This is a genomic window from Streptococcus sp. GMD4S (genome assembly GCF_000296955.1).
Genome location: NZ_AJRE01000254.1, coordinates 1 through 1,165, shown reverse-complemented (window position 1 = coordinate 1,165; position 1,165 = coordinate 1). Strand labels below are relative to the sequence as shown.

General features: G+C 43.8%; 2 protein-coding genes. One reads left to right on the top strand and one right to left on the bottom strand.

Translation table 11 applies throughout. From position 1 onward, the window contains the following. The coding region (locus GMD4S_RS09135) for a lactonase family protein (protein ID WP_000585492.1) at window positions 1-971 on the top strand (971 nt) is incomplete at its 5' end. Between the two features lie 32 nt (window positions 972-1,003). Here the strand turns inward: GMD4S_RS09135 and GMD4S_RS09130 are convergent. After that, on the bottom strand, window positions 1,004-1,165 hold a 162-nt coding region (locus GMD4S_RS09130; protein ID WP_008289866.1), incomplete at its 5' end, for an ATP synthase delta/epsilon chain alpha-helix domain-containing protein.

The following is a 1,165-nucleotide window of genomic DNA, read 5'->3' as shown; positions in this document are numbered from 1 at the left end:
CTAAAGGGATTTACAAGGCAGATTTTGATACAGAAACAGGCCAGCTTGCAAATCTTGAACTCTTTGCTGCTGAACCAAGTCCGACCTACCTTGCCTTTGACCAACAGCAACACTTATACACTGTAGGGAGCCAGGATGGCTTAGGTGGAATCGCTGCTTACAAGACAGATGGCGCTTTGCTAAATCATGTGGTTGAAGAAGGCGCTCCCCATTGTTATGTGGCAGTGGATGAAAAGCGTGGTCTCGTTTATGGGGCCAACTATCATAAAGGTCAAGTTCTCGTTTATAAACGTCAAACGGATGGTAGCCTCATCCAAACAGATCTAGATCAGCATAGTGGACAAGGTCCTCATGAAAACCAAACTTCCCCACATGTACACTTTACGGATCTAACACCTGACCAGTACCTCGTCACCTGTGATCTAGGTACGGATGAAGTAACGACCTACGATGTTAGTTCAGAAGGAAAACTAAGTAAGCTCCACACTTATCACGGCCAAGCTGGAGCAGGTGCTCGCCACATCGTTTTCCACCACCACTATAAGATTGCCTATCTCATCTGCGAACTTAATAGCACTATCGAGGTCTTGATTTATGATGGGGTCGGTGAATTTGAACGCATGCAAGTCATTTCAACCTTACCAGATGGATACGAAGGCTTCAATGCTACTGCTGCCATTCGTCTTTCAAAAGATGGCAAATACCTCTATGCATCTAACCGAGGTCATGATTCCATTGCAGTCTATACAATCCTCGCTGATGGTAGCTTGGAATTATTAGAGATTGTACCAAGTCATGGTAAAAATCCACGTGATTTCGACCTAACTCCTGATCAAGAGTTTCTCATTGCTGTTCATCAAGATTCTGATAACGCAACCGTCTTTAAACGCAATCCTAAAAGTGGTCGTCTTGCAGAACTTTCTAACGACTTTCATGTCCCTGAAGCAGTCTGCATCAACTTCCCACATTAAAAAAAATGAACTTGAGTTTCAAGTTCATTTTTTTATAGTCTATTTCCGACATTGATACGGTTGATAGCACGTTGCAATGCGATTTTTGCACGACGCTCTTGGTCAATCAAATGCTTGTCATGGGCTTCTTCGATTTCTCGTTCAGCGCGAAGTTTTGCACGTTCAGCACGACTGATATCGATATCACGAGCACG